This is a genomic window from Microbacterium sp. BH-3-3-3, from assembly GCF_001792815.1.
Lineage (GTDB): Bacteria > Actinomycetota > Actinomycetes > Actinomycetales > Microbacteriaceae > Microbacterium.
This window is the reverse complement of record NZ_CP017674.1, coordinates 3,004,858-3,030,240: the sequence shown is the minus strand read 5'-3', so window position 1 is coordinate 3,030,240 and position 25,383 is coordinate 3,004,858. Positions and strand designations below refer to the sequence as shown.

Annotated in this window: 24 protein-coding genes; 11 read left to right on the top strand and 13 right to left on the bottom strand. The window is 70.5% G+C overall.

What is annotated here, in order from left to right:
* The first annotated feature begins 10 nt into the window (after window positions 1-10).
* Window positions 11-688, top strand: coding sequence for a phosphate signaling complex protein PhoU (gene phoU, locus BJP65_RS13975; RefSeq protein ID WP_055838293.1), 678 nt, complete (start codon window positions 11-13; stop codon window positions 686-688).
* Between the two features lie 54 nt (window positions 689-742).
* On the opposite strand, the gene BJP65_RS13970 is transcribed toward phoU, so the two are convergent.
* Entirely contained in the window at window positions 743-1,495 is a 753-nt protein-coding gene (locus BJP65_RS13970) for a phosphoglyceromutase (protein WP_070409535.1), read from the bottom strand.
* A 41-nt stretch (window positions 1,496-1,536) separates the two neighbouring features.
* Here BJP65_RS13970 and BJP65_RS13965 point away from each other — a divergent pair, with 41 nt between their 5' ends.
* The gene (locus tag BJP65_RS13965; protein ID WP_070409534.1) at window positions 1,537-2,325 is read left to right on the top strand and encodes a class I SAM-dependent methyltransferase; all 789 of its coding nucleotides are present in this window, start codon (window positions 1,537-1,539) and stop codon (window positions 2,323-2,325) included.
* Window positions 2,326-2,345: 20 nt separating this feature from the next.
* On the opposite strand, the gene BJP65_RS13960 is transcribed toward BJP65_RS13965, so the two are convergent.
* The 5 genes from BJP65_RS13960 to BJP65_RS17045 all read right to left on the bottom strand — a co-directional run bounded on the left by BJP65_RS13960 (window position 2,346) and on the right by BJP65_RS17045 (window position 5,600).
* Complete coding sequence (locus BJP65_RS13960) at window positions 2,346-3,455, bottom strand: aromatic acid exporter family protein (RefSeq protein ID WP_181015943.1); 1,110 nt, start codon at window positions 3,453-3,455, stop codon at window positions 2,346-2,348.
* Window positions 3,452-4,540 (bottom strand): folate-binding protein YgfZ, encoded by a 1,089-nt coding sequence (locus BJP65_RS13955; RefSeq protein ID WP_070409533.1) that lies wholly within the window; start codon window positions 4,538-4,540, stop codon window positions 3,452-3,454. Before BJP65_RS13955 ends, BJP65_RS13960 begins: the two co-directional genes overlap by 4 nt.
* Before the next feature lie 2 nt (window positions 4,541-4,542).
* Window positions 4,543-5,142 carry an FABP family protein gene (locus BJP65_RS13950; RefSeq protein ID WP_070409532.1) on the bottom strand — a complete coding sequence of 200 codons (600 nt, stop codon included), beginning with the start codon at window positions 5,140-5,142 and terminating at the stop codon, window positions 4,543-4,545.
* Window positions 5,143-5,310: 168 nt separating this feature from the next.
* A complete protein-coding gene (locus BJP65_RS17050; protein ID WP_258027483.1) occupies window positions 5,311-5,478 on the bottom strand; it encodes a hypothetical protein in 168 nt (55 codons plus the stop codon).
* Complete coding sequence (locus BJP65_RS17045; RefSeq protein WP_258027482.1) at window positions 5,475-5,600, bottom strand: hypothetical protein; 126 nt, start codon at window positions 5,598-5,600, stop codon at window positions 5,475-5,477. The genes BJP65_RS17050 and BJP65_RS17045 overlap by 4 nt, the downstream gene beginning before the upstream one ends.
* Before the next feature lie 114 nt (window positions 5,601-5,714).
* Here BJP65_RS17045 and BJP65_RS13940 point away from each other — a divergent pair, with 114 nt between their 5' ends.
* Genes BJP65_RS13940 through BJP65_RS13925 form a run of 4 tightly spaced genes read left to right on the top strand, consistent with a single transcriptional unit; the run spans window position 5,715 to window position 10,073 of the window.
* Window positions 5,715-6,407: a winged helix-turn-helix domain-containing protein gene (locus BJP65_RS13940; RefSeq protein ID WP_055838310.1), complete on the top strand. Its 693-nt coding sequence runs from the start codon at window positions 5,715-5,717 to the stop codon at window positions 6,405-6,407.
* A gap of 56 nt (window positions 6,408-6,463) precedes the next feature.
* Window positions 6,464-8,629 carry an RNA degradosome polyphosphate kinase gene (locus BJP65_RS13935; protein WP_055838313.1) on the top strand — a complete coding sequence of 722 codons (2,166 nt, stop codon included), beginning with the start codon at window positions 6,464-6,466 and terminating at the stop codon, window positions 8,627-8,629.
* A complete protein-coding gene (locus tag BJP65_RS13930) occupies window positions 8,626-9,564 on the top strand; it encodes an NUDIX domain-containing protein (protein ID WP_055938227.1) in 939 nt (312 codons plus the stop codon). Before BJP65_RS13935 ends, BJP65_RS13930 begins: the two co-directional genes overlap by 4 nt.
* On the top strand, window positions 9,561-10,073 hold the full coding sequence (locus BJP65_RS13925) for a hypothetical protein (RefSeq protein WP_070409531.1): 513 nt from the start codon (window positions 9,561-9,563) through the stop codon (window positions 10,071-10,073). Before BJP65_RS13930 ends, BJP65_RS13925 begins: the two co-directional genes overlap by 4 nt.
* 165 nt (window positions 10,074-10,238) lie before the next feature.
* On the opposite strand, the gene BJP65_RS13920 is transcribed toward BJP65_RS13925, so the two are convergent.
* Both BJP65_RS13920 and BJP65_RS13915 read right to left on the bottom strand, forming a co-directional pair.
* Window positions 10,239-11,537, bottom strand: a complete 1,299-nt coding sequence (locus BJP65_RS13920; protein WP_070409530.1) for a M1 family metallopeptidase — start codon at window positions 11,535-11,537, stop codon at window positions 10,239-10,241.
* Entirely contained in the window at window positions 11,534-15,478 is a 3,945-nt protein-coding gene (locus tag BJP65_RS13915) for a Pls/PosA family non-ribosomal peptide synthetase (RefSeq protein WP_070409529.1), read from the bottom strand. The genes BJP65_RS13920 and BJP65_RS13915 overlap by 4 nt, the downstream gene beginning before the upstream one ends.
* A gap of 159 nt (window positions 15,479-15,637) precedes the next feature.
* On the opposite strand from BJP65_RS13915, the gene BJP65_RS13910 reads away from it, so the two are divergent.
* From BJP65_RS13910 to pstB, 4 genes are all read left to right on the top strand, one after another.
* Complete coding sequence (locus tag BJP65_RS13910; RefSeq protein WP_055838330.1) at window positions 15,638-16,765, top strand: phosphate ABC transporter substrate-binding protein PstS; 1,128 nt, start codon at window positions 15,638-15,640, stop codon at window positions 16,763-16,765.
* Between the two features lie 156 nt (window positions 16,766-16,921).
* Window positions 16,922-17,941 (top strand): phosphate ABC transporter permease subunit PstC, encoded by a 1,020-nt coding sequence (gene pstC / locus BJP65_RS13905; protein ID WP_055938237.1) that lies wholly within the window; start codon window positions 16,922-16,924, stop codon window positions 17,939-17,941.
* Window positions 17,938-19,029, top strand: a complete 1,092-nt coding sequence (gene pstA, locus BJP65_RS13900) for a phosphate ABC transporter permease PstA (RefSeq protein ID WP_055838335.1) — start codon at window positions 17,938-17,940, stop codon at window positions 19,027-19,029. The genes pstC and pstA overlap by 4 nt, the downstream gene beginning before the upstream one ends.
* Window positions 19,030-19,047: 18 nt before the next feature.
* Entirely contained in the window at window positions 19,048-19,827 is a 780-nt protein-coding gene (pstB, locus tag BJP65_RS13895; protein WP_055838337.1) for a phosphate ABC transporter ATP-binding protein PstB, read from the top strand.
* A gap of 88 nt (window positions 19,828-19,915) precedes the next feature.
* Here the strand turns inward: pstB and BJP65_RS13890 are convergent, their stop codons facing one another.
* The 4 genes from BJP65_RS13890 to sigK all read right to left on the bottom strand — a co-directional run bounded on the left by BJP65_RS13890 (window position 19,916) and on the right by sigK (window position 23,221).
* Window positions 19,916-20,800 (bottom strand): aminodeoxychorismate lyase, encoded by an 885-nt coding sequence (locus tag BJP65_RS13890; RefSeq protein WP_055838340.1) that lies wholly within the window; start codon window positions 20,798-20,800, stop codon window positions 19,916-19,918.
* A 329-nt stretch (window positions 20,801-21,129) separates the two neighbouring features.
* Window positions 21,130-21,768: a DNA-directed RNA polymerase subunit beta gene (locus tag BJP65_RS13885; protein WP_070409528.1), complete on the bottom strand. Its 639-nt coding sequence runs from the start codon at window positions 21,766-21,768 to the stop codon at window positions 21,130-21,132.
* A gap of 53 nt (window positions 21,769-21,821) precedes the next feature.
* Window positions 21,822-22,634: an anti-sigma factor domain-containing protein gene (locus tag BJP65_RS13880; protein ID WP_055838345.1), complete on the bottom strand. Its 813-nt coding sequence runs from the start codon at window positions 22,632-22,634 to the stop codon at window positions 21,822-21,824.
* Window positions 22,631-23,221, bottom strand: coding sequence for an ECF RNA polymerase sigma factor SigK (gene sigK / locus BJP65_RS13875; protein WP_055839471.1), 591 nt, complete (start codon window positions 23,219-23,221; stop codon window positions 22,631-22,633). Before sigK ends, BJP65_RS13880 begins: the two co-directional genes overlap by 4 nt.
* 318 nt (window positions 23,222-23,539) lie before the next feature.
* On the opposite strand from sigK, the gene BJP65_RS13870 reads away from it, so the two are divergent.
* Entirely contained in the window at window positions 23,540-24,214 is a 675-nt protein-coding gene (locus BJP65_RS13870) for a fasciclin domain-containing protein (RefSeq protein ID WP_070409527.1), read from the top strand.
* 109 nt (window positions 24,215-24,323) lie between these two features.
* On the opposite strand, the gene BJP65_RS13865 is transcribed toward BJP65_RS13870, so the two are convergent.
* The gene (locus BJP65_RS13865; RefSeq protein ID WP_070409526.1) at window positions 24,324-25,373 is read right to left on the bottom strand and encodes an iron-siderophore ABC transporter substrate-binding protein; all 1,050 of its coding nucleotides are present in this window, start codon (window positions 25,371-25,373) and stop codon (window positions 24,324-24,326) included.
* Window positions 25,374-25,383: the final 10 nt, after the last annotated feature.

The following is a 25,383-nucleotide window of genomic DNA, read 5'->3' as shown; positions in this document are numbered from 1 at the left end:
AGGTACCGCGATGCGCGAAGTATTCCACCAGTCCCTCGAGGACGTCCAGAGCCGCTTGGTCGAGATCGCCGAACTCGTCACGGTCGCCATCGACCGCGCCACCCGTGCTTTCGGATCGAGCGACGTCGCCATGGCCGAAGAGGTCATCGAGGCCGACGCCATCATCGACGAGAAGGCCTTCGAGCTCGACGAGCTCGCCATCGAGATCCTCGCCCGCCAGCAGCCGGTCGCGCGCGACCTGCGCATCGTCGTGACGGCGCTGCGGGTCAGCGCGTCGCTCGAGCGCATGGGCGACATGGCCGAGCACATCGCGCAGCTCGCGCGCTCGCGCTTCCCCGAGCGCGCCATCCCGCGCGGCCTCAAGACGACCTTCACCCGCATGGGTGAGTTCGACGTCGAGGTCGCCCGCAAGCTCACCGAGCTGCTGCGGACGCAGGACCTGCGTATCGCCGACGAGATCCGCAACGCCGACGACGCCATCGACGAGCTGCACATCAGCGTCTTCGAGAAGGTGCTCGGCGACACCTGGAAGGGCGAGGCGACGGCCACGGTCGACGCGACACTCGCGAGCCGCTATCACGAGCGGTTCGCCGACCACGCCGTCTCGGTGGCCAAGAAGGTCGTGTACCTCGCGACCGGCGATTGGGCCGGCGCCGACGACGAGGTCGAGACCAGCCCGGTCATCTGAGCACCGACGACGAAGGGGTGGATGCCGATCGGCATCCACCCCTTCGTCGTTGCGTCAGTGCTTGTTGCCCTGCGCGGCGACCGCTGCGGCGCCCGCAGCGGCGGCCTCGGGGTCGAGGTACTCCCCCGGTCCGAGGGGCTTCAGGTCGGCGTCGAGGCGGTAGACGAGCGGAATACCCGTCGGGATGTTCAGCTCGGCGATGTCGGCGTCGCTGATGCCCTCGAGGTGCTTCACGAGACCGCGCAGCGAGTTGCCGTGCGCCGTGACCAGGACGGTCTTGCCGGCCTGGAGGTCGGGGACGATGTCGCTGTGCCAGTAGGGCAGCATGCGGTCGATGACGATCGCCAGCGACTCGGTCGCGGGGACCTCACCGTCGATGCCGACGTAGCGCGGGTCGCCGACCTGGCTGTACTGGTCGTCGGCGGGCAGGGCCGGCGGCGGAACGTCGAACGAACGACGCCAGAGCATGAACTGCTCGTTGCCGAACTCCTCGAGGGTCTGGGCCTTGTCCTTACCCTGAAGGGCGCCGTAGTGACGCTCGTTGAGGCGCCACGAGCGCTTCACCGGGATCCACAGGCGGTCGGCGGCGTCGAGCGCGATGTTGGCGGTCTGGATGGCGCGGCTGAGGACGGAGGTGTGCAGCACGTCGGGCAGCACGCCCGACTCGGCGAGCATCTCGCCGCCGCGCTGCGCCTCGGCCTTGCCCTGGTCGGTGAGTCGCACGTCGACCCAGCCGGTGAACTGGTTGGTCTTGTTCCACTCGCTCTGCCCGTGGCGGAGGAGGATCAGCGTGTGAGGCGCGGTCATGCCTCCATGTTATCGACGCGCGCGGCTGGCATCATGTTCCGGTGACTCCCTCCCCCGTCGGCCGCCCGACCCGCGGGACGACCGGGGTCAATCGGCTTCGCCGGGTGGACCGGTGGATCGCCCGGCATCCGGTGCTGCGCCGCACCGACGACCCCCTCGTGGTCGACCTCGGCTTCGGCGCGAGCGCGGTGACGCCCCTGGAACTCCTCGCCCGTCTGACGAAGCAGAGAGCGGATGCCACGGTCGTCGGGCTCGAGATCGACGCCGAGCGCGTCGCCCGCGCCCGCGCGCAGGCGGAGGGCGTCGCGGGCGTCACCTTCGCTCGCGGGGGGTTCGAGGTGCCGCTGCCGGGCCGGCGACGCCCCGCCGTCATCCGCGCGATGAACGTGCTGCGTCAATACGACGAAGACGACGTCGCCGACGCCTGGGGCCGCATGTGCGCGCGGCTTCAACCCGACGGCATCCTGGTCGAGGGCACCTGCGACGAGATCGGGCGCATCGCCACCTGGGCCGAGATCGGGGCGGATGCCATTCCCCGCAGCCTCACCATCTCGCTGCGCCTGGCAGAGCTCGAGTCCCCCGCGATCGCGGCCGAGCGTCTACCCAAGGCCTTGATCCACCGCAACGTGGACGGCGAGCGGGTGCACGCCTTCGTGGCCTCCCTCGAGCGGGAGTGGACGCGGGCGGCCGTGGTCGCGCCCTTCGGCTCCGTCCACCGGTGGCGCATCGCCATGATCGCCCTCGCCGACGCCGGCTGGCCGCTGGTGCGGCGCGAACGCTGGCGGTTGGGCGAGGTCGGCGTCGCGTGGGAGGCCGTCGCGCCGCTCTGAGCACGACTCGGCGTGGTCGCTCAGATGCGCGGCAGAAGCGCCCGCGCTTCGGCCGACGGCATCCCCGCGGCCACGAGCAGGTCGACGGCCAGCGGACGCAGGGCCGCGACGAGGTTGAGTTCTCCGACACCCCCGCCCGGCAGGAGCGCGGCGGGGTCGAGGCGTCGGATCACCGCGACCACCGCCGCGCGGGCGACGGGCTCGAGCGAGATGTCATCGAGGCTGTCGCGCACCAGCCCCGCCCCGCGGGCGAGCTCGGCGAGCAGATCGGCCGGGACCGGACGCGCCTCACCGTCGACGCAGAGGTACGCCGCGCGGCGGGCGACGACGCGCAGGTTGCGCGTGGCCAGATCGAGCGCCTCGCGCACGCGGGCATGCCGCTGCAACTCGGTGCGCTGGCGGCGCAGGAACGGCGAGATGCGCGCCACCTCGCGGCCCGACTCCAGCGAGCCGCTCCACGCGTCGACGTAGGTCTGCAGGGACCGCGCGCGTTCCAGGCCCCGCTCGGCCCGCGCGCGGTCCCCTCGGCGGAGCGCCCGCACGATCGTCGCCATGGCCACATCGAGCGCGTCGAACAGCTCGTCGGCGTCGCGAAGCTCGGTGCGGCGCAGCGTGCGCGGGATGAGCGCCGTCACGATCAGAGCGGCGACACCGCCGATGGCCCCGTCGACGAGGCGGAGGAAGGGCGCCCCGGTCACCACCACCAGGGCGATGAGCGACTGCACCACCGCCGCGAGCGCGAACCCCGGCTGCGGCGAGAGGAAGCGCGCGACCACCAGGGTGACCGACATGGCCACGGCGATCTGCCACCAGCCGCTTCCGGCGGTCACGAGCACGATCTCGGCGATCAGGATGCCGACGAGCATGCCGACGACGGTCTCACCGACACGCCAGGGTCGCGCGTCACGCACCAGTCCGAGGCTCGACACCGTGACCGTCGCCGCCAGCAGCGGGACCGGGTGGCCCAGGACGAAGTGCGCGAAGGCGTACGCCGAGGTGGCCGCGACCACGATCTGGACGATCGCGGGCAGCGACTCGCGCACCCGCGCGACACGTCGCCCCAGGGTGGAACGCAGACGGGAGGGAGGAACGACGACGCCGACCGTCGTCGACGAGTCGTCGGCGCTCATTCCGCGGCGCGGCGGCGACCCAGGCGCGGCAGACGCGGTACAGACGCGGTGGCGCCCGCGTCGGCGGGCACGACGGTCTCGGCGGCCGCGGCGATCGGGCCGTCGGCCGTGTCCACCACGAGCGGCACGCCCTCGGGGGCCGTGCGCTTGACGAGGGCCAACGCGATAGGCCCGTCTTCGTGGTGGATCGCGACCGAGGTGATCGTGCCGATCACGCTGTCACCCGCGCGCACGGCATCACCGCGCGCGGGAAGCACACTGTCGCTCCCGTCGAGCTGCAGCGCGACGACACGACGCGGCGGGTGGCCCAGGTTGTGCACCTTCGCCACCGTCTCCTGACCGCGATAGCAGCCCTTTGACAGGTGCACGGCGGTGCGCAGCCAGTCCATCTCGTGCGGAAGCAACCGCTCGTCGGCGTCGAGGCTCACGCGCGGGCGCCACGCGGCCACGCGCAGCGCTTCGACCGCGTCACGACCCGCGAACGCCATCTCTCCCGCGACAGCGGCATCGATCAGGCGGTCGAGCTCTTCGGCATCCACGATGGCCTCTGCCCAGTCACGGTCGGCTCCCGGATGCGGATCGACACGGGCGTACGCCCATCCGCCGGGGGTGACGTCGGGCCACGGGTCGACCCAGACCGGAGCCGCCGCGGTGAGGGCCTCGACGGCGGCACGCGTGCCCCCGATCACCGACAACTCGTCGGAACGATCGCGCACGTCCACCCGCAGGCGGAAGCGCATGCGGGTGAGCCAGGTCAGGAGCGCCGCGGCGTCGGACGCGTCCACGATGAGCCAGGTCGTCTCACCGTCGTCGACGACCGACGCCGCGTGCTCGACGCGTCCCTGCGGGTCGAGGATCAGGAGTTCCGTCGACACTCCCGGGGCCAAGTGCGTCAGCGCCTGCGACGACAGGGAGTCGAGCCAGCTGCGCCGGTCTTCGCCGCCCACCGAGATGACGCGGCGGTCGCCCAGAGGAGCAAGCGCGGTTCCGGATGCCAGACGGCGCTGTTCCGCGACGGGAGAACCGACATGGCGCAGCCCCGCGTCGTCGACGACCGCGCCGGGAACCTGCGACAGGGAAGCCATGGTCACTCCGCCCGGGCCAGGCGCGCAGACGCGTGCGAGCCCAGTTCGCGGCCGAGGGCGGCGATGTCCCAGGCCCACAGCAGATGATTGTCGACGAGACCGTAGAGGCGCGTGGCCGCAGCGTACGGCTTCGCGCCGGCGGCGCGCACCACGGCGTCGGTCGCCAAATCGATGCGCGGACCCTTGACCTGACCGACGTACAGCTCGAGCACGCCGTCGGCGTGGGCGAGGCTGACCTCGAGGTCGAAGCCGCCGTCGGCGTTGCGCAGAGCCTCGACGTCGTCGGCGGTGCGGACCGCCGCGGGGGCGGACGGCGGGAGCAACGCGGGACCCGCGTCGGCGTCGGTCGCCGGTCGCGCAAGGCGCCAGTACCCGGTCTCCGCGACCAGGGGACGACGCGCGTCGCCATCGAGCAGCCAGGCGTCGGCGGAATAGTTGAGGTACCCGCCACCGTCGTGGCTGAAGCTCACGCGATGCGCGAACTCACCCGAGAACGCATGCCCGTCGAACTCGTAGTCGATGACGCCGGTGCCTTCCCAGACGCCGACCAGCCACGACAGAGGGACGAGGTCGGCCGGAAGATCGGTCGGGATCTCGATCACGGTGCGCTCAGCGCTGGCCGCGATAGAGGTTCCAGACGACCGTGCCGGAGACGAAAGCGATCGCCAGCGATGCGAGGCCGAGAAGTCCCACGAAGAAGAGTTCGAGCGCGAGGAGGTCCATGAGGCGAGTCTATCCGGGAACCGCGCGCGACGGATCGTCGCGACCCGTCATCCGTTGACGATGGATGCCAGACCGAAACCCGCCGTGACGATGCCGAGCACGAGCAGCGCACCGAGGGCGCTCAGCGCCATGCGCTGGATGAACGCCTGCGACCGCCCGTACCAGAGCTGGATGGCGAAGGCGACGATCAGGCAGCCACCGAGCGCGACGGTCACCCACTGCGCACGCCAGCCCTCGGGGCGAACACCCCGATGGCCACTCCGGCGATCAGCGCGAGTACCCACACGGCGACGATGCCGCCGAAAGTCCGGCGCGGCGCGAGGTCGGGAGTCGACATGGATCCATCATCACCCAGGACGGGCCGAGAGCGCGAGCGCGGGCCGATGACGGCGCGCGGCGGCGCGTCACCCTAAGATGGGCGGGTGCGCGGCAGGTCGCGCGGGAGGTCCCTTTGGCACAGCTTCTGGTTCTGAGCTCCGCACCCGGCGGCGGAGCGGCCTTGCCTGCGCTCGAACTGCTGAGCCACCGCGTGCGCCAGATCCCCGCCGAGCCCGCTCAGTTGGTGAACGCGCCCAGCGCAGACGTCGTCTTCATCGACGCGCGCTTCGACCTCGTCGGCGCCAAGTCTCTGTGCAAGATCATCTCGACCACCGGCATGGAAGCACCGCTCGTGCTGATCGTCACCGAGGGCGGTCTCACCGCCGTCTCGACCGACTGGGGCATCGACGACGTGGTGCTCGTCGGCGCCGGCCCCGCCGAGATCGACGCGCGCATCCGCCTGGCCATGGGGCGCCGTGCCGCCGACCAGGTGTCCACGCGCATCCAGACCTCGGGCATCTCGATCGACGAGTCCTCCTACTCGGCCAAGGTGCACGGCAAACCCCTCGATCTGACCTACAAGGAGTTCCAGCTCCTGCACTTCTTCGCCACGCACCCCTCGCGGGTGTTCACGCGCGAGCAGCTGCTCAGCGAGGTCTGGGGCTACGACTACTTCGGCGGCACCCGCACGGTCGACGTGCACGTGCGACGACTGCGCGCGAAACTCGGCGATCTCGAACAGCTGATCGGCACCGTCCGCAACGTCGGGTACCGCTTCAACGTGTACGAAGACGACCCCGCGCCCGCGGCATCCTCCCCCTCCTGACGACGCACGCACCTCGTGTTCACTCGCGTGTCACCGACCCCTGACATGATGTGGGAATGATGGAACACGACGCGCTGGATGCCGGGCTCGGCGACGCCGACGACGACGACTTCGACGAGGCCGTCGAGGCCGCCGACGACCAGCTCCCCGATCACCGTTACCTCGATCGCGAGATCAGCTGGTTGTCGTTCAACCAGCGCGTCCTCGAACTGGCCGAAGACCCGATGGTCCCGGTGCTCGAACGGGCCAACTTCCTCGCCATCTTCGCCAGCAACCTCGACGAGTTCTTCATGGTGCGTGTCGCCGGCCTGAAGCGCCGCATCGTCACCGGCCTCGCCGTACCCACCAACGTGGGCCGCGCACCGCTCGACGTGCTCGCCGACATCTCGGCCGAAGCGCACCGCCTGCAGGAGCGCCACGCCGCCGCCTGGACCGAGAAGGTGCGCCCCGCGCTGGCCGAGGCCGGCATCGAGGTCGTGTCGTGGGACTCGCTCGACGAAGACACCGCCGCTCGCCTGACCGAGTACTTCCAGCGCAACGTCTTCCCGGTGCTCATGCCGCTCGCCGTCGACCCGGCGCACCCGTTCCCCTACATCTCGGGCCTCTCGCTCAACCTCGCGATCCGCATCCGCAACGCGCGCACCGGCCGACAGGAGTTCGCGCGCCTGAAGGTGCCCCCGATGCTCCCCCGTTTCGTCGAGATCAGCGGTGGCCCCGGCGTGCGCTACCTGCCGCTCGAGGAGCTCATCTCGAACCACCTCGGCGATCTGTTCCCCGGGATGGAGGTGCTCGACCACCACGCGTTCCGTCTGACCCGCAACGAAGACATGACGATCGAAGAGGACGAGACCGAGAACCTCATCCAGGCACTCGAGGCCGAGCTGCTGCGCCGGCGGTTCGGGCCGCCCATCCGCCTCGAGATCACCGAGGACATGGATGACGTGACCCGCTCGCTGCTGCTGAGCGAGCTCGACATCACCGAGCAGGAGGTCTACCGCCTGCCCGGCGCCCTCGACCTGCGCGGCCTGTTCGACCTGTCGCGCATCGATCGCCCCGACCTGCGCTACCCGCCCCACGTGCCCAAGACCGCCCTGGCCTTCCAGCCGGCGGAGCAGAACGGCCGCGCCGACCTGTTCGGCGCGATCCGCAAGGCCGACGTGCTCGTGCACCACCCCTACGAGTCGTTCGCCACGAGTGTGCAGGCCTTCCTCGAGCAGGCCGCCCGTGACCCGCACGTGCTCGCCATCAAGCAGACGCTGTACCGCACCTCGGGCGACAGCCCCATCGTGCAGGCGCTCATCGACGCCGCCGAAGCTGGCAAGCAGGTGCTCGCCCTCGTCGAGGTCAAGGCGCGCTTCGACGAGGCGAACAACATCGTCTGGGCGCGCAAGCTCGAGAAGGCCGGCGTGCACGTCGTCTACGGCCTCGTGGGGCTGAAGACCCACTGCAAGCTCGCCCTCGTCATCCGAGAAGAAGAGGGACGCCTGCGCCACTACAGCCACGTGGGCACGGGCAACTACAACCCGAAGACGAGCCGTATCTACGAAGACTTCGGCCTGTTCACCGTCGACGATCAGGTGGGTCGCGACCTCACCCGTCTGTTCAACGAACTCAGCGGGTACGCGATCGAGAAGAAGTTCAAGCGCCTGCTCGTCGCCCCCCTGCACCTGCGCAAGGGTCTGCTGCGCCACATCGACAAAGAGCGTCGCAACGCCCTCGAGGGCAAGACCTCGGGCGTGCGGATCAAGGTCAACTCGATGGTCGACGAAGAGATCATCGACGCCCTGTACCGCGCCAGCCAGGCCGGGGTACCCGTGGATGTCTGGGTGCGCGGCATCTGCTCGATCAAGCCCGGGGTCGAGGGGATGAGCGAGAACATCACCGTGCGCTCCATCCTCGGTCGCTACCTGGAGCACTCGCGCATCTTCACGTTCGACAACGACGGCGATCCGCAGGTGTTCATCGGCAGCGCCGACATGATGCACCGCAACCTCGACCGCCGCGTCGAGGCCCTGGTGCGCGTGGTCGATCCCGCGCAGGTCCAGGAGCTGATGACGCTGTTCAGCCTCGCGATGGACGACGGCACGAGCTCGTGGCACCTCGGTGCCGAGGGCGAGTGGGTGCGTCACAGTGTCGACGCCGACGGCGCACCGCTGGTCGACCTGCAGGAGCACACGATGGCGCTCGTCCAGCGCAAGCGCCGCGCACGGTCGGCGCGGTGACCGAGACCGCGATCTATGCGGCCGGCGGCGTGGTGTGGCGCGTCGTCGACGGAAAGCTGCGCGTCCTGCTCATCCACCGCACCAAGTACCGCGACCTGACGCTGCCCAAGGGCAAGGTCGATCCCGGCGAAACCCTCGCCGAGACGGCCGTGCGCGAGATCCGGGAAGAGACGGGCATCCGCGTGGCGCTCGGCGTGCCGGTCGGAGTGTCCCGGTACCGGATGCCGAGCTCGCGCACCAAGATCGTGCACTACTGGGCCGCCGAGGCCACCGATGCCGCCGTCCGCACCTCGTCGTTCGTGCCGAACAAAGAGGTGGCGGCCGTCGAGTGGGTGAGCCTGAAGAAGGCGCGGAAGAACCTCAGCTACCCCGTCGACATCGAGATCCTCGACGAGTTCACGCGGTTGGTCGACGAGCAGGCGCTTCCCACGTTCCCCGTGATCGCCCTGCGCCACGCCAAGGCCCGCTCGCGCGAGGAATGGGAGGGCGAAGACAACGATCGCCCCCTCACCACGCGGGGACGCCGACAGGCCGAGGCCATCGTCGGGCCGCTGCTCGCCTTCGGCGTGCGCCGGATCGTCTCGAGCCCCGCCGAGCGCTGCGTCCGCACGGTCACTCCCCTGTCGCACGCGCTCGGACAACGCATCCAGGTCAGCGGCGAGATCAGCCAGGACGCCTGGGAAGAGGGCCGTTCCGACGCGCGGACCGTCATCGGCGAGCGCGTGCGGGCGCGCAAGCCCGTCGTCCTCGCCAGCCACGGTCCCGTGCTGCCCGACATCCTGAACGAGATGGCACTGGCCACCGGCACCATGCGCGGGTCGTACCTGGGCAGTTCCTCGGCGCTCGAACCCGGCGGGTTCTCGGTCGTGCACATTCCGGTGGCGCACCCCGGTGCGGGCATCGTCGCCATCGAGACGCACGAGCCGCCGGTGTGACCCTTCCCCCCGACGTCCGCGTCGCGTGGCGCGAGGTCCCGCCGGGCTTGGTGCGCCGCGAGGTGTCGCGGTCGTTGCTCGCCGAGCTGCTCCCGGGGGCGGACGTCGTGTCACGGTGCTCCGCGTGCGGCGGTGAACACGGGCGCGTGCGGGTCACGGGGGTCGAGGCCACGGCATCCGTCTCGTACGCGGAGGGGTGGGCGGTGGTGGCGACCTCACGTTCAGCGGGGTCGGTGGGAGTCGACGCGGTCCCCGCCGAGGCGACCGGCCTCGACAACGTCCTGCCGGGAGCGGATGCCCGCACCTGGGCGCGGGTGGAGGCGGTGCTCAAGGCCGACGGTCGCGGGCTCAGCGTCGACCCGGCGCGCGTGCGGATCGAGCGCCGGGCGGACGACACCTGGGTCGGTCGGGTCGACGACGGCGCTCCGTACGACGGGTACGACGTGGTGGGCCCGCCGGACGTCGTGGTCGCCGTCGCGGTGTCACCCGGGGCGTGTGCCGCTCGATAGCGGTGGCCGGGGGCGAGGCGGGCGCGACGCGGATGAGCGGCGGGTACGGGGCGCGACGGCGGGCGTGGGGCTCCTCGGCGCGTGACGAGCGGAGGACGCGGAGCGCTCAGGCCCCCTCCCCCCGCCCCTCGCCCTCCGCTCGCCCCGGCGACCGGGGCAGGAATGTCAGACCCGAGCCGGCAGAGCGGTGCGGTCGACCCACGCCGACAGCACCAGCGCGGCATCCGCTCCCCCGGCCCGAGCCACCGCGGCGCGGAAGTCGTCGGTCGTGACGAGTGCGTGGCGGTGGTCGGCGGTCCAGGCGCGCAGCAGATCGAAGAACGCGACATCGCCCAGGGTCCGCCGCAGCGCGTGCAGCGTCAGCGCGCCGCGTTTGTACACGCGGTCGTCGAACATGTCGTCGGGTCCGGGGTCGATCAGCAGCAGATCGCGCGGCTTGGCGGCCAGTCGGGCGTAGTGGTCGTCGACGCAGGTCTGCACCGAAGGACCGCCCGAGGCCTCGGACCACAGCCACTCGGCGTAGCAGGCGAAGCCCTCGTTCAGCCAGATGTCGCTCCACCGCGCGAGACCGACGCTGTTGCCGAACCATTGGTGCGCCAGCTCGTGCGCGATGAGGCGCTGCGCCGCGGGCACGAGGTGGTTCATGCCGAAGACGGCGAGGCCCTGCGCCTCGAGCGGGATCTCGAGCTCGTCGGCGGTGACGACGAGCGTGCACGCCTGCTGCGGGTACGGCCCGAACAGGCGGTCGAAGAGCCGCAGCATCTCGGGCACGGGGGCGAAGGCGCGGTCGACCGCGGCCGTCAGCGCCGGCGGGGCGCTGACGGTCACCGGCGGCACGACATCGACGCCACTGCCCGCCAGGGGACGCGTGCGATACCGGCCCACGTGCACCGCCGCCAGGTACGTGGCGGTGGGCACATCGGAGGTGAACACCCGGGTGGTGCGACCGCCCCGGCGCATACTCGCTCCCGCGACGCCGGTCGCGGCGACCTCGTAGCCGTCGTCGACCGTGATCTGCATGCGCATCGAGGCGCGGTTGTCGGGCCGGTCGTTGCACGGGAACCACGTCGGAGCCCCCGTGGGCTGGCCGGCGACCAGCGCGCCGTCGGTGAGTTCCTCCCACCCGACGGTCCCCCAGCGCGAGCGACGGGGCGCCGGCGTGCCGGCGTACGCGACCTCGACCTCGAACCGATCCCCCGCGGCGAGAGCGCGCGCGGGCGTCACGCGGATCGCGTGCGGACCGGCCGTCACTCGGGCGGCGGCTCCGTCGACGCGCACGCGCGAGGTGCGGAGCCCGACGAGGTCGAGGGCGAACGAGGTCAGCGCAGTGCGGGCCACGGCGACGATGGTCGCGGTCCCCTCGAGCCGATTGGTGCGTACGCGATAGCCGAGGACGAGGTCGTACGACTGCACGTCGTACGAGGCGTCACCGCTCTGCGGGGCGTAGGAATCGGTGGCGCTCACGTGGTCGACTGGTAGGCGCGGACCTTCACGGCACGCCACGGACCGATGGGGTTGCCGCTCCAGCGCGAGCCGACCGGAACGGTCTCCCCGCGCATGACCAGCGAAGCCGGCCCCACGGTCGCGTGCGCACCGAGGGTGGAGGCGGGAAGGACCACGCTGTGCGGACCGAGGGTCGCCCCCGCTTCCAGCTCGACGGTATCCATACTCATGATTCGATCATGGAACAGATGCGTCTGCACCACGCATCCGCGGTTGACGGTTGACGCGGCCCCCAAAGTGACCAGGTCGGGTTCGGGCAGCCAGTAGCTCTCGCACCAGACGCCGGCACCGATCGTGGCGCCGAGGCTCCGCAGCCACACGGCGAGCGCGGGGGTTCCCGTCGCCGCGCGCGCGAACCACGGGGCGGCGACCATCTCGGTGAAGGTGTCCGAGACCTCGGTACGCCACACGAAGCTCGACCAGAGGGGCTGTTCCCCCGCGCGGATGACGCCGACGATGGCCCACTTGGCCGCGGTCGAGACCCCGGCGGCGACCGCCCCCGCGGCCAGCATCACCAGGCCCGACAGCAGCAGCGTCCACACCGGCCCGACGCTCTGCCAGAGCCCGGCGAGGGCGAAGATCACCCCGAGCCCGATGGCGCAGGTGACGACGACGGGGACGAAGCGCCCCAGTTCCCACAGCGTCCGCGCCAGACGCAGACCCGACGTGGGGCGGTAGGTGCGCGACTCGTCGCCCGCGGCCGAAAGGCGGCGCAGACGCACCGCGGGCGAGCCGAGCCACGACGAACCCGCCTTGGCCTTCATCGGCGCCGCCGACAGCACCGCGACCAACCCGTCGCGCGGCACGCGGTGCCCCGGCGCAGCCATGCCCGAGTTGCCGAGGAACGCGCGCTTGCCGATGCGCACCGGGCCGATCCGCAGCCATCCGGCGCGCAGTTCGTAGGACGCGACCATCGTGTCGTCGGCCAAGAACGCGCCGTCTTCGATGCGGGTCATCGACGGGATCAACAGAACGGTCGACGCCTCGACGTCGCGACCCACCTCGGCGCCGAGCAGGCGCAACCACACGGGGGTGAACAACGACGAATACAGCGGGAAGAGGATCGTGCGGGCGGCATCCAGAAGTCGTTCGATGGTCCATGCCTGCCACGCGACGCGGCTGCGCACGGGGTGGGTCCCCTCGGTCAGGCCGATCGAGAGCAGCCGCACGAGCAGGACGACGGATGCCGCGAACACGAGCCCCGTGACGGCGACGGCCGGCACGAGCCAGACGAACGCGCCGCCCGCAGCCCCGGCGAGCGAATCCGCGCCGCGCATGCCCTGGGCGACGACGAGCGCGCCCACGGTGAAGGCCGCGAGCGGCAGCAGCGCGAGCACGAGCGCCGACGCCGCGTACGCCCACAGCCAGCGGGTGGGCGCGGGCGGGCGCTCGGTCGGCCATCCCTTCGCCGTCCCGCCGACGCGCACGGCGGGCGAACCCGCCCACGACTGGTCGGCCTTGACGCGGCCGAACACCGCGGAACCGGGGGCGATCTCGGCTCGTCGGCCGATGCGGGTGCCCGGCGCGAGCGTGGAGCGCGCGCCCACCGTCGCCTCGGCGCCGATGCGCACCTCGCCGATGCGCACGAGGTCGCCGTCGATCCAGTACCCGGTGAGGTCGACCTCGGGCTCGATCGATGCGCCGTCGCCGACGACGAGCATGCCCGTGACCGGCGGCAGCGCGTGCATGTCGACGTTCCGGCCGATCCGCGCGCCCAGAGCGCGGGCGTAGTACGACACCCAGGGGGCGCCGGCCAGACCCACGGCATCCACCTGGTCGGCGATCTGCTCGGCGAGCCACAGGCGGATGTGCACCCAGCCGCCCCGCGGGTGATCCCCGGGCTGTACCCCCGCCAGAAGCAGACGAGCGGATGCCACGGCGATCGCCATGCGTCCGAACGGCGTCGCGAAGATCAGCAGACCGACCACGAGCAGGGGCCAGGGCACCGACGGCAGCACGTCGAAGCCGGGGAGGAGCCGCAGCACGGCCGACGCGGTGAGCAGGTACAGCAGCCACCGCACGCCGGAGAGCACGAACAGCGGCGCGCCCAGCAGCGTCTGCGCCCACTGGGTCGTGCGCGGGGTGGGCTCGGCGCGGTGGAACTCCGCCGCGCCCTCGTCGACCAGCTGCGGACCGAGGGCCTTCGCCATCGCGCCCAGACGGGGAACGTCGTAGATGTCGGCGACCGAGAACTCCGGCACCCGCGTACGGATACGCGAGACCAGCTGCGCGGCCGCGAGCGAACCGCCGCCCAGGTCGAAGAAGTCGGTCTTGCGCTCGGTGACGGCGACGCCGAGCACCGCCTGCCACTGCTCGGCGAGCCAGGCCTCGTCGGCCGAGAAGTCGGTGGGCGCGGGGGCGTCGACGCCCGGGAGCGGCCAGGGCAGTGCCGCGCGGTCGACCTTGCCCGAGGTGCGCACCGGCAGCGCGTCGACGACGCCGAGCAGCGGGATGGTCGCCGCCGGCAGGCGCTCGGCGAGCGCGGCGCGCGCGGCGCCCCGGTCGAGGTCGACGCCCTCGTCCATGACCAGGTAGCCGACGAGCACGGGCACGCCGGCCTCGGTCGTGCGCACGGCGACCGTGGCGGCGCTCACGCCCGCCAGATCCTGCAGCGCCGACTCGACCTCCCCCAGCTCGATGCGTCGTCCGCCGACCTTGACCTGGTCGTCGGCGCGGCCCTGGAAGACCAGGCCTTCCGACTCGAACCGCACCAGGTCGCCCGAGCGGTAGGCACGATCCCACCCGAGCGTCGGCATGGGCGCGTACTTCTCGGCGTCCTTCGCGGGGTCGAGGTAGCGGGCGAGACCGACCCCGCCGATGATGAGCTCTCCGGTGCCCCCCTCGGGAACGGGGAGTCCTTCGGCGTCGACGACGGCCAACGCCCATCCGTCGAGCGGCAGACCGATGCGCACCGGCAGCGAGCCGTCGAGCGCGGCCGCGCACGCGACCACGGTGGCCTCGGTCGGCCCGTAGGTGTTCCACACCTCGCGCCCGTCGGCGACCAGGCGGGCGGCGAGCTCGGGCGGGCAGGCCTCGCCGCCGAAGATCAGCAGGCGCACGTTCTCGATGGAGTCGGCGGGCCACATCGCCGCCAGCGTCGGCACGGTCGACACCACGGTGATGCCCTGGCGCAGCAGCCACGGCGCGAGGTCTTCGCCGGAGCGCACGAGCGAGCGGGGGGCGGGCACCAGGCACGCGCCGTGTCCCCAGGCGAGCCACATCTCCTCGCACGAGGCGTCGAACGCGACCGACAGACCGGCCAGCACACGGTCGCCCGGTCCCAGCGGCTCCTGCTGGAGGAACAGGCGCGCCTCGGCTTCGACGAATGCCGCCGCCGAACGGTGCGACACGGCGACGCCCTTGGGAACGCCCGTCGAACCCGAGGTGAAGATGATCCACGCGTCGTCGTCGACTCCGGGCGGGGCCACCACCGGCACCGCGTTCGTGCTGGGATGCGGCGCGTCGCCGTCGTACAGGCGCACGAGGTCGGCATCCGCGTCGTGGGAGACGAACTCCCCGGCGCCCACGACGATGCCGCGGACCCCGGCTTCGCCGAACACCAGGCGGGCGCGCTCGTCGGGATCATCGGCATCCACGGGCACGTAGGCGGCGCCGGCGGCCATGACCGCGAGGATCGAGACGTACAGCTCCTTGGAGCCCGACGGCATCCGCACCCCCACGCGGTCGCCGCGGCGCACACCCGCCGCGTGCAGGGCGCCGGCCGTGCGCCAGACGCGCGCGAGCAGCTCCCGGTAGCTCAGGGCGCCCGAGCCGTCGTCGATCGCCGAGGCCTCCGGATGCCGTGCGGCGACGTCCGAGAGCAGATCGATGAGGGTGCGCGCAGGAGCCGCGGCATCCCGTCGGTCCAGCGGAGCCTGTGCGGCGGAGGCAGAGTTCGTCACGGGGGTGAACAGTACAACCCCCAGGAAAACACCCCGGACGGGCCACACCGGTTCACCTCCCGTTCACCCGTGGGGCGCAGTCTCGTAAGAGTCGCTGTTTACCGTTCACGACGAACCCTGCACCGGGTTCCTGTTCCCGACATGCGAAGGATTCACACAGTGAAGCTCTCCCGAATCGCCCAGCTGGGCACCGTGGCCGCCGTGGCCTCTCTGACCCTCGCCGGCTGCGCCGGCCCCTCGAGCTCCGGCGGCGCCGCGGGCTCCTCGGAATCCCCCTCCTCCTCCGACGTGGCGTTCACGATCGACTCCTCGCTCTCGGGCACCATCACCGCCGGTGGCTCGAGCGCCCAGTCCAACGCGCAGGCCGCGTGGACCAGCGCCTACAACGCCCAGGCCAAGGGCGTCACGATCAACTACGACAAGTCGCAGGGCTCCGGCGGTGGCGTCACCAACTTCCTGAGCGGCGCGTACGACTTCGCCGGCTCCGACTCGCCGCTGAACGCCGACCAGACCTCGCAGTCGGTGGCGCTGTGCACCGAGGGCGGCGTGAACATCCCCGTCTACCTCGACGGCGTCGCGATGATCTTCAACATCCCCGGTGTCACCGAGCTGAAGCTCTCGGGCGAGACGATCGCCAAGATCTTCGCGCTGCAGATCACCGACTGGTCCGACCCGGCCATCACCGCCGACAACGGCACCGAGCTCCCCGCCGGCGCCATCACGACCGTCGCGCGTTCGGACGGCTCGGGCACCACGCAGAACTTCACCAACTACCTCGCCGCGACCCAGTCGTCGGTGTGGACCTACCCCGCGGGCAAGGACTGGCCGGTCGAGGGCAACGTGTCGAAGCAGAAGGGCGGCTCCGGCGTCGTCGAGGCCGTCAAGGCGGGCTCGGGCACCATCGGCTACGCCGACCACTCGGCCGTCGGCGACCTCAACTCGGCTGCCGTCATCCAGGACGGCACCGCCGTCGCCTACAGCCCCGAGGCCGTCACCGCGACGTTCGAGGCTGCGGCCGTCGACGCCAGCAACGGCATCGCGGGTGACCTGTCGAAGAAGTTCGACTACTCGAAGCTCACGGCCGAGACGTACCCCATCCCGCTGGTGTCGTACGCGATCACCTGCAGCACGTTCAAGGACGCCAAGCAGTCCGAGCTGGTCAAGTCGTACCTCGGCTTCGTCACGAGCTCGCTCGGCCAGCAGGTCGCGGCCAAGAACGCCGGCTCCGCACCGCTGCCGGACTCGGTCCTCGAGGCTGCCGCCGAGACCCTCTCGGCCATCAAGTAAACATCTGTCGGACTCGGCCCGGCTCGCACCTCTCGTGCGGGTCGGGCCGGGCTGATCGAAGCGATCGATCATCATCGAGCGTTTCGCTGAGCCGAATCCTCACAGAACACCCGACCGAGGAGCACCCCATGACCCGTGCCGAGCGTGAGGTCCCGCGTGACTGACACCGTCGCTGACACCGAGACCGCCCCGTCGTCCCCTCCGCCGCCTCGAGCGAGCATCGTCGGGAAGCGTCGCGTCGGCGACACGGTCTTCCTCGGTCTGTCGACCACGGCTGCCGTGTCGATCATGATCATCCTCGCGGGCGTCGCGATCTTCCTGATCCTGCGTGGGCTTCCGGCCATCACCGCCAACTGGACCGAGGGCGACCTCGCCGGGTACCAGAACGGCACGTGGACCAACTTCTGGGAGTACGTCGGCCCGCTGCTGTTCGGCAGCATCTGGGCGGCGCTCATCGCCATGGTGATCGGCACCCCGGTCGCCATCGGCATCGCGCTGTTCATCTCGCACTACGCGCCCCGCAAGATCGCCGGAGCCCTGGGCTACGTCGTCGACCTGCTCGCCGCGGTGCCCTCGATCGTCTTCGGACTGTGGGGCATCATCGTGATGCGCCCGCTGCTGCTGCCGGTGAGCCAGTTCCTCAACGAGTACCTCGGCTGGATCCCGTTGTTCCAGGGCCCCGTGTCGAGCACCGGCTCGACGATGTTCACCGGTGGAGTGGTGCTCGCGGTCATGATCCTCCCGATCGTCACCTCGATCACCCGTGAGATCTTCCTGCAGACCCCGCGCCTGCACGAAGAGGCCGCCCTCGCCCTCGGCGCGACGCGCTGGGAGATGATCCGCCTCGCGGTGTTCCCCTACGCCCGCAGCGGCATGGTCTCGGCCACCCTGCTCGGCCTCGGGCGCGCGCTGGGTGAGACCATGGCCATCGCGCTCATCATCTCGCCGAGCCTCATCTACTCGGTGCTGCTGCTGACCGACGGCTACAACTCGCAGACCATCGCCGCCAACATCGCCCTGAACTTCCCCATCGCGACCGACCTGCAGCGCTCCGCGCTGATCGGCACGGGCCTGATGCTGTTCGTCGTCTCGCTCGCGGTCAACATGTTCGCGCGCTACATCGTCGCCGCGACGGGCCCGGGGGCCAAGGGTCGCAAGAAGGGAAAGCGCTCGTGACCGCCTCCGTCACCCCCGCGGCCTCGACCCCCCTGGCGCTGACCAGCGGCCGGCTCCCGCGTTACATCGAGCCCGCGCTGCTCGCCGGTGTCGCCGTCGTCGTCGCCGCGATGCAGCTGCTCATGGGCGGCTTCAACATCGCGACCTGGCTGATCCTGACCGCCGTGCTGTACCTGATCGCCATCGGCGTCGGCTCCAGCATCGTCGAGAACCGCCGCAAAGCGGTCGACCGGGTCGTGCGCGGCCTCGTCACCGTGGCCTTCCTTCTCGCCGTGGCGCCGCTCATCTCGACCCTCTACACCGTGGTGTCGAAGGGCCTCGCGGTGGTCAACCTGCAGTTCATCACGCAGGTGGGAGGCACCGCCTTCGACCCGAACACCCTCGAGGTCGTCGCGACCCCCGGTGCCTGGCAGGCCGTCACCGGAACGCTGATCATCACGGGGATCGCGGCCCTCATCTCGGTGCCCATCGGCATCCTGGCCGCGGTCTACCTCGTCGAGTACGCACAGCCGAACAACCCGCTCCGCCGCGCGATCACGTTCCTCGTCGACGTGATGACCGGTATCCCCTCGATCGTCGCCGGTCTGTTCGCGTTCTCGCTGTTCAGCCTCGTCGTCGGTCCGAAGGCCTTCAGCGGCTTCTCGGCATCCATCGCCCTCTGCGTGCTGATGATCCCCATCGTCATCCGCTCCACCGAGGAGATGCTGCGTCTGGTGCCCGCCGATCTGCGCGAGGCGTCGCTCGCCCTGGGCGTGCCGCGCTCGGCCACGATCATCAAGGTCGTGCTGCGCACTGCCGCCAGCGGCATCATCACGGGTGTCGTGCTGGCCGTGGCCCGCGTGGTGGGTGAGACGGCGCCGATCTTCATCGCGGCGAGCTTCACCGACAACTTCAACGCCAACCCGTTCGACGGTCCCATGCAGACCCTCCCCGTCATGGCCTACACCGCCTACAGCTTCCCCGGCCAAGACATCGACGCCTCTCAGGCCCAGGCCTGGGGCGCGGCGTTCCTGCTGGTCGTCCTCGTCGTCATCTTCAACCTGATCGCCCGGATCGTCGCGGCCGTGTTCGCGCCGAAGGCGCGCTGAGCTAGGAAAGGCACTCCCGTGTCCAAGAGCATCGAGGTCCAGGACCTCAACGTCTACTACAGCGACTTCCTCGCGGTCGAGGGCGTCTCGATCGACATCGAGCCGCGTTCGGTCACCGCCTTCATCGGCCCCTCGGGCTGCGGCAAGTCCACGTTCCTGCGCACCCTGAACCGCATGCACGAGGTGATCCCCGGCGGCCACGTCAAGGGCCGCGTGCTCATCGACGGCGACGACCTCTACGGTCCCGGTGTCGATCCCGTGCTCGTGCGTCGTCACGTCGGCATGGTGTTCCAGCGCCCCAACCCGTTCCCGACGATGTCGATCCGTGAGAACGTCCTGGCCGGCGCGAAGCTCAACGACAAGCGCATGTCGAAGAGCGACGCCGACGCCCTCGTCGAGAAGTCCCTGCAGGGCGCCAACCTGTGGAACGAGGTCAAGGACCGCCTCGAGAAGCCCGGCGGCGGACTCTCGGGTGGTCAGCAGCAGCGTCTGTGCATCGCCCGCGCGATCGCGGTCTCGCCCGACGTGCTGCTGATGGACGAGCCCTGCTCGGCGCTCGACCCCATCTCGACCTTCGCGATCGAGGAGCTCATCTCGGAGCTCAAGAACGAGTACACGATCGTCATCGTCACGCACAACATGCAGCAGGCGTCGCGCGTGAGCGACAAGACGGCGTTCTTCAACATCGCCGGAACCGGCAAGCCCGGCAAGCTCATCGAGTACAACGACACGTCGGCGATCTTCACCGCGCCGACCGTGCAGGCCACGGAAGACTACGTCTCCGGCCGCTTCGGGTAAGCGCCAGAACGACGAAGGCCCCGCTTCAGCGGGGCCTTCGTCGTTTCCGCGCCGGGGCGGGCCGGTCGCGCGGGCTGGGCGCGTGAGCTCAGTCGCGCGGGCTCAGCAGGTACGCGTTGAGGTCGGCGGTGAGCTCCCGGTCCACCGTCTTCGGACGACCGTCGACGGCCGACACGGGCGCGGCGAGACGCACGCTCGACAGCAGCCACGCGGCATCCGCATCTTCGAGGTCGTCGAGCAGGACGGTCTCGTACGAGGTCGAGAACCCCCGCGACTCCAGGTGCGAGAACAGGCTCAGCTGCGTCGTCCCGTGCAGGATGCCGGCCTGCGGCTCGGGGGTGACGAACCGGTCGCCCACGCGCAGCAGGACGGATGCCGTGGGCGCCTCGAGAACGACCCCGTCGTTCGTGACGAAGACGGCGTCGTCGGCGCCGCGGCGCTGGGCCTCGCGGATCGCGGCCATGTTCACCGCGTACGACAGGGTCTTGGCCCCCAGCAGCAACCAGGGGGCACGGGCGGGGACGTCGGCCGGGTAGCCCCGGTCGAGGGTGGCGATGCGTACGCCGTCGCGTCGGGCGCGGACGTTGTCGGGGGCCGTGGCGAGGGTGATCCACGCGGTCGGCGACGCCCCGGATTCGACACCGCGGCTGAGGATGAGCTTGATGACGCTCTCGCCGGCGCCGGCCTCGGCGGCGACGCGCTCGATCGCGGCCCGCCACTGCGCCGGATTCGGCGTGGGAAGGTCGCACAGCCCCGCGGACCGGGCCAGACGTTCGAGGTGGGGCCCCACCTCTTGCGGGTGGCCGTCGACGACGCCGAGCGATTCGAAGACCCCGTCGCCCCGCTGCGCACTGAGCTCACCGAGCGGCAGCACGGGAGCGTTCGGATCCACCGTGTGCAGCGTGTCGGAGAAGTCCTCCCGCTGATCGTCGGATGCCACGGGGTCGATCACGAGAGCGAAACGCCAAGCCATGCAGCGAGCCTAGGGCCGCCGAAGCGACACGCCCGGGGCTTGTCAACGGGTCGCGCGGAGGGAATGTCTTCGGCCGACCCTTGTTACACTCTTCTAGCCGGGCCGCAGTAACCCCGGGCTCCATCTTTTGCCGCTCTGAGCGGCCATGCGCCGAGAGGCGTTCTGCGGTCCGGCACTTATCTTTTTTCTGCGACAGTCGTCGCGTCGCAGGCTCGAGAGGCATCGCCCTCGTCTGCGCGGCACTCTTCTCGTCGTCCGGCGCCGGCGGAACGCGGGCGGCACCACGATCCACCGCCGCAGGCCCGACGGGTCGCGTCATCCGCTCCGACTCAGGCGAGCGCGTCGCGGCGCCAGAGCGCGGCGGATGCCGACAGGTCGTCGGCGTACGTCGCCAGGCGCAACGCGCGGGTGGTGAGCGCCGTCGCCCGCTCCGACTCGGTGTTCTCGTAGTCATCGGCCAGATGGCTCGACCCCGAAGCCTGCACACGGCAGAAGGCCGCCGCGCGATCGAGCGCCACGGCGAAGTCCCCCTCGAAAAGGCCTCGCAGGATCGTGTCGATCAGCTGCACGAGTTCTTCCGGTCCGGCGGGGGCAGGCGCGCCCGCAACGACGGGGTCGACCGTGGCGATCTCGCTGCGTCCCCGCTCATACAGAAGAGCCGCCGTCGGGGCGTCGTCGTGGATCATCAACTGCAACAGGTACAGGCGCCAGAGTGCGCCGGGCAGCGACTTCGCCGGGGAACGCGACCACAGCTCCGCGATATCGTCGATCCCGTTGTCGTCGGTGAAGGCGACCAGTCGCTCGACGACGTCGACGGTGGGGTCTGCCCGCACCCTCGACAGCAGGGCCTGCGCGGTGCTGTGCGCGACGCGCGACACCTCGGCGGGGTCCTCCGCCGCGAACAGGCGGTCGAACAGCTCAGCGGGCCGTCGCACGGGCTTGTGGAACTCGCGTGAGGAATCGCTCATCGTTCCAGGCTAGGGCGTCGACCCTCACCGTGGGCCGAGAGCGAGACCCGGGCTCAGGCCGTCGCGACGGCGACGACGGCGTCGGTGCTGGGCGTTCCGTCGGGCGAACCGCCCGCCGGCTCGATCGTGACGGCGATGACGTCGCCCTCGTGCATCTGGCCCTCGAGAACCGCGGTCGCCGAGCCATCGGCATCCGGCTCGAAGGTTCCGGCGGCGATCGGGGTGCCCTCGCGCACGAACCACAGCTCGTACGTCTTGTCGGACGGAAGCGCGGGCATGCCGTCGGAGACCAGCACGCTGCGTCCGGTCGACGCCGACCAATGGGCGGTCGCGACGGTGCCGTCGGGCATGGTGGCCGTGGCCGAGCGGGCGTCGGGCGATCCTTCGATCTGCTCCAGGGCGACGACGGCGGCCGGGGGTGCCATCAGCTGACCCACGCTCACGGCGCCGAAGCCGAGAGCGAGAACAGCGGCGAACGACGCAGCCAGGGTGAACCACCGGCGACGGCCCCAGCCGGATGCCGAGGCGACGGAACCAGTCGATACGGGCTCACGCTCCGTCACGACAGGGGTGAGGCCCGCTGCGGCGAAGTCCTCGTCGTCGAGCGGGGCGGGGGTCGCCGCAGCGGGGGAATCGTCTTGGGGAAGATCGGAGATGCGGGCGAACAATGACGCACGCACGGAAGCAGGCGGCTCGACGGGCTCGATGGTTTCGCTGATCGCGGCCACGGCGTCGGCGGCAGATCGAACGTGGGAGTCCCAGTGCGGATTACCCGCCAGAGCCTCCTGGTACGCGCGCTCATCTGCTGCCGAGAGCGCGTTCAGCGCGTGCCCGGCAGCGAGGTCGGCGAAGTCCCTCTCGTTCACTTGTCCACCCCCATTTCCATCCTCAAGCGTGACAATCCGTCGCGCATCCTCGTCTTGATCGTTCCGAGCGGCGCCCCGACGAGAGTAGCGATCTCACTCTGGCTGTATCCACCGAAGTAGGCCAGGGTGAGGGCTTCTTTCTGCGCTTCGGGAAGCGCCGCCAGTGCATCGACGACGCGTCGCCCCTCGATCTTCATCTCGACTTTTTCAGAGACGTTGTCATAGGCAACGTCCATATCGCGGAACCCCGCGCGTACGTCACGATCGGCACTGGACTGCGACGACCGCACGCGGTCCACCGCTCTCCGGTGGGCGATCGTGAGAACCCACGACCTTCCTTGGCCTCTATTCGGAGTGAACCGCGCGGCGGATTGCCAGATCTCGAGGAAGACCTCCTGCAGCACCTCTTCGCTCTGCGATCGGTCGACGAGCACGCGCAGGATGAGGCCGAAGGCACGAGCCGACAGGACGTCGTACAGCTCGGCGAAGGCGAGGCGGTCGCCCGTCGCGACGCGCTGCAGCAGCGCTCCGACCTGATCGACAGGCTCCGTCCCGTCGTCGGGAAGGTCGAAACCGTCGATCACCATGGCCCCCATCATTCCTTACGCATACAGAGACCCCCGTACGCGCGCGCGCGAGCCGCTCAGCTCGGTGGGGTCATCCCCCCACCTGCGGGGCCGACAGGGCTCGGATCGAAAAGATTCTGAAGAGTATTTACGAGCTTCTGACCTGGACTTTTTCTGCTACCGAATGCCGAAATCCGACCCCGATCGCAACAATCCGCAATCCGATCCCCCGGGGGTCCCGAAGACCCTGTGTAAGCCGCTCCACGGTGAACCGCCCCTCGCACCGGGGTGTCCCTGACGGGTCGCAGACGCGATCCGAATGATTCTCGGAGGAATGTCATGCTCATCAACAAGAAGCCCGTCGTTGCTGGTCTCGCCCTCGTTCTGGGCTCGGCCTTCGCACTCACCGCCTGCTCCGGCGGCTCCACCACCTCGGGCGGCACCACCGAGGAGAGCATGGCTCCCTCGATGGCCGCCTCGCCCTCTGCCTCGGCGACGTCGTCGATGATGGACCCGGCCGCCAACCTCGTCGGTGCCGGCTGTGCCGACTACGCCGCCGCCGTTCCCTCGGGCTCCGGCTCGGTCGCCGGCATGGCTGCTGACCCGGTCGCGGTCGCCGCCTCGAACAACCCGCTGCTCACCACGCTCACCGCGGCGGTCAGCGGCCAGCTGAACCCCGACGTGAACCTGGTCGACACGCTCAACGGCAGCGAGTTCACCGTCTTCGCTCCGGTCGACGACGCGTTCGCCAAGATCGACGCCGCCACCATCGACGGCCTCAAGACCGACTCGGCCACGCTGACCAAGATCCTCACGTACCACGTGGTTCCCGGCCAGATCGCGCCCGACGCCATCGACGGCACCCACACCACGGTCGAGGGCCAGGACGTCACGGTCGCCGGTTCGGGCGACTCGATCACGGTCAACGGCTCGGCCAACGTCATCTGCGGTGGCGTCCAGACCGCCAACGCCACGGTGTACCTCATCGACTCGGTGCTGATGCCCCCGATGTAATTCTCGACTGCGCGGTCTCCGCGCACTCGATCGGTCGATCACCGACCGGATTAGACGGCGAGCGCCGGACCCCAGGCGAGGGGGTCCGGCGCTCGCTTTCGTTCGTGGGTCAGTCGTCGATCGCGCGGACGATCTCGTCCTGCACCAGACGCGCCGCGACCGGACCCGCATTCATGAACCAGGGGTCGAAATCAACGGCCACGGTGTGCCCATCGGCGACCGCGTTCAGGGTCGGCCACAGCGGCGCGTCCTCGATGAAAGCCAGCCCCTGGCCGGTTCCCGCGTAGAACAGGCGATCGGCGTCGGCGAGGTCGATCTGTTCGGCGCTGATCTCTTGCGACGTCTCGTCGAACTGCTGCGACGCCGGCCGCCCCAGCCCCAGATCCTCGGCGATGCCACCCGCGAACGACGGCACCCCCATGATGCGGGTGCGGTCGCCCGTCGACTGCAGGAACGACACGGTCGGCTCCCCCTCCGGGTGCGTCTGCGCGAACGCCGCACTGTCGGCGTGCAGAGCGTCGAGGATGCCGCGCGCCGCGCCCTCGTCTCCGAGGGCGTCGGCGATGAGCAGGAAGTCGCTCTTCCAGTTGACGCCGTTGCCCTTGGTGACGACGGTCGGAGCGATGGCCGCGAGCGCGTCGTACAGCTCTGCGCCGCGCGTGGAGTTGATGAGGATGAGATCGGGGGCCGACTGCGCGAGGGCCTCGAGGTCGGGCTCGGTGCGCTGGCCGATGTCAGTCATGGCGCTGAGGGCCGCGGCATCCTGAGTGAAGGCGTCGACGAGGTACTGCGGCACGAGCCCGCTGTTCTCGGCGCGCGTCGCGGCGGTGGGGACCTCGCCGAGGGCGAGGAGTGCGTCGAGCTGACCGGTCGACACGACGGCGATGCGCGTCGGCGCGGCGGGGATCTCGGTCGCCCCCTCGAAGTGGGTCACCGTGCGCGGGAAGACGCCGTCTGGCTCGGTCGAGCCCATACCGGGTTCGAGGTCGCGCGCCACGACCCATTCGCCGGTGGAACCGGCTTCGGCATCGACGGTCGACGCGGGGGCGGGCGAGCCCGCGCAGCCGGCGAGGGCGAGCACGGCCGTCACGCCGATGACAGCGCCGAGGCGACGAGGACGAAAACGGGTGCGGAAGGACGGAGAACGAAAAACAGTCACGAAGTGAGGT

Excerpts from the sequence above, each read along its gene's own strand:
- phoU (WP_055838293.1), top strand. The coding sequence starts at position 11 with ATGCGCGAAGTATTCCACCAGTCCCTCGAGGACGTCCAGAGCCGCTTG.
- BJP65_RS13970 (WP_070409535.1), bottom strand. The coding sequence starts at position 1,495 with ATGACCGCGCCTCACACGCTGATCCTCCTCCGCCACGGGCAGAGCGAG.
- BJP65_RS13960 (WP_181015943.1), bottom strand. The coding sequence starts at position 3,455 with ATGAGCGCCGACGACTCGTCGACGACGGTCGGCGTCGTCGTTCCTCCC.
- BJP65_RS13955 (WP_070409533.1), bottom strand. The coding sequence starts at position 4,540 with ATGGCTTCCCTGTCGCAGGTTCCCGGCGCGGTCGTCGACGACGCGGGG.
- BJP65_RS17045 (WP_258027482.1), bottom strand. The coding sequence starts at position 5,600 with ATGTCGACTCCCGACCTCGCGCCGCGCCGGACTTTCGGCGGCATCGTC.
- BJP65_RS13935 (WP_055838313.1), top strand. The coding sequence starts at position 6,464 with ATGATGGAACACGACGCGCTGGATGCCGGGCTCGGCGACGCCGACGAC.
- BJP65_RS13890 (WP_055838340.1), bottom strand. The coding sequence starts at position 20,800 with ATGGCTTGGCGTTTCGCTCTCGTGATCGACCCCGTGGCATCCGACGAT.
- BJP65_RS13885 (WP_070409528.1), bottom strand. The coding sequence starts at position 21,768 with ATGAGCGATTCCTCACGCGAGTTCCACAAGCCCGTGCGACGGCCCGCT.
- sigK (WP_055839471.1), bottom strand. The coding sequence starts at position 23,221 with ATGGTGATCGACGGTTTCGACCTTCCCGACGACGGGACGGAGCCTGTC.
- BJP65_RS13870 (WP_070409527.1), top strand. The coding sequence starts at position 23,540 with ATGCTCATCAACAAGAAGCCCGTCGTTGCTGGTCTCGCCCTCGTTCTG.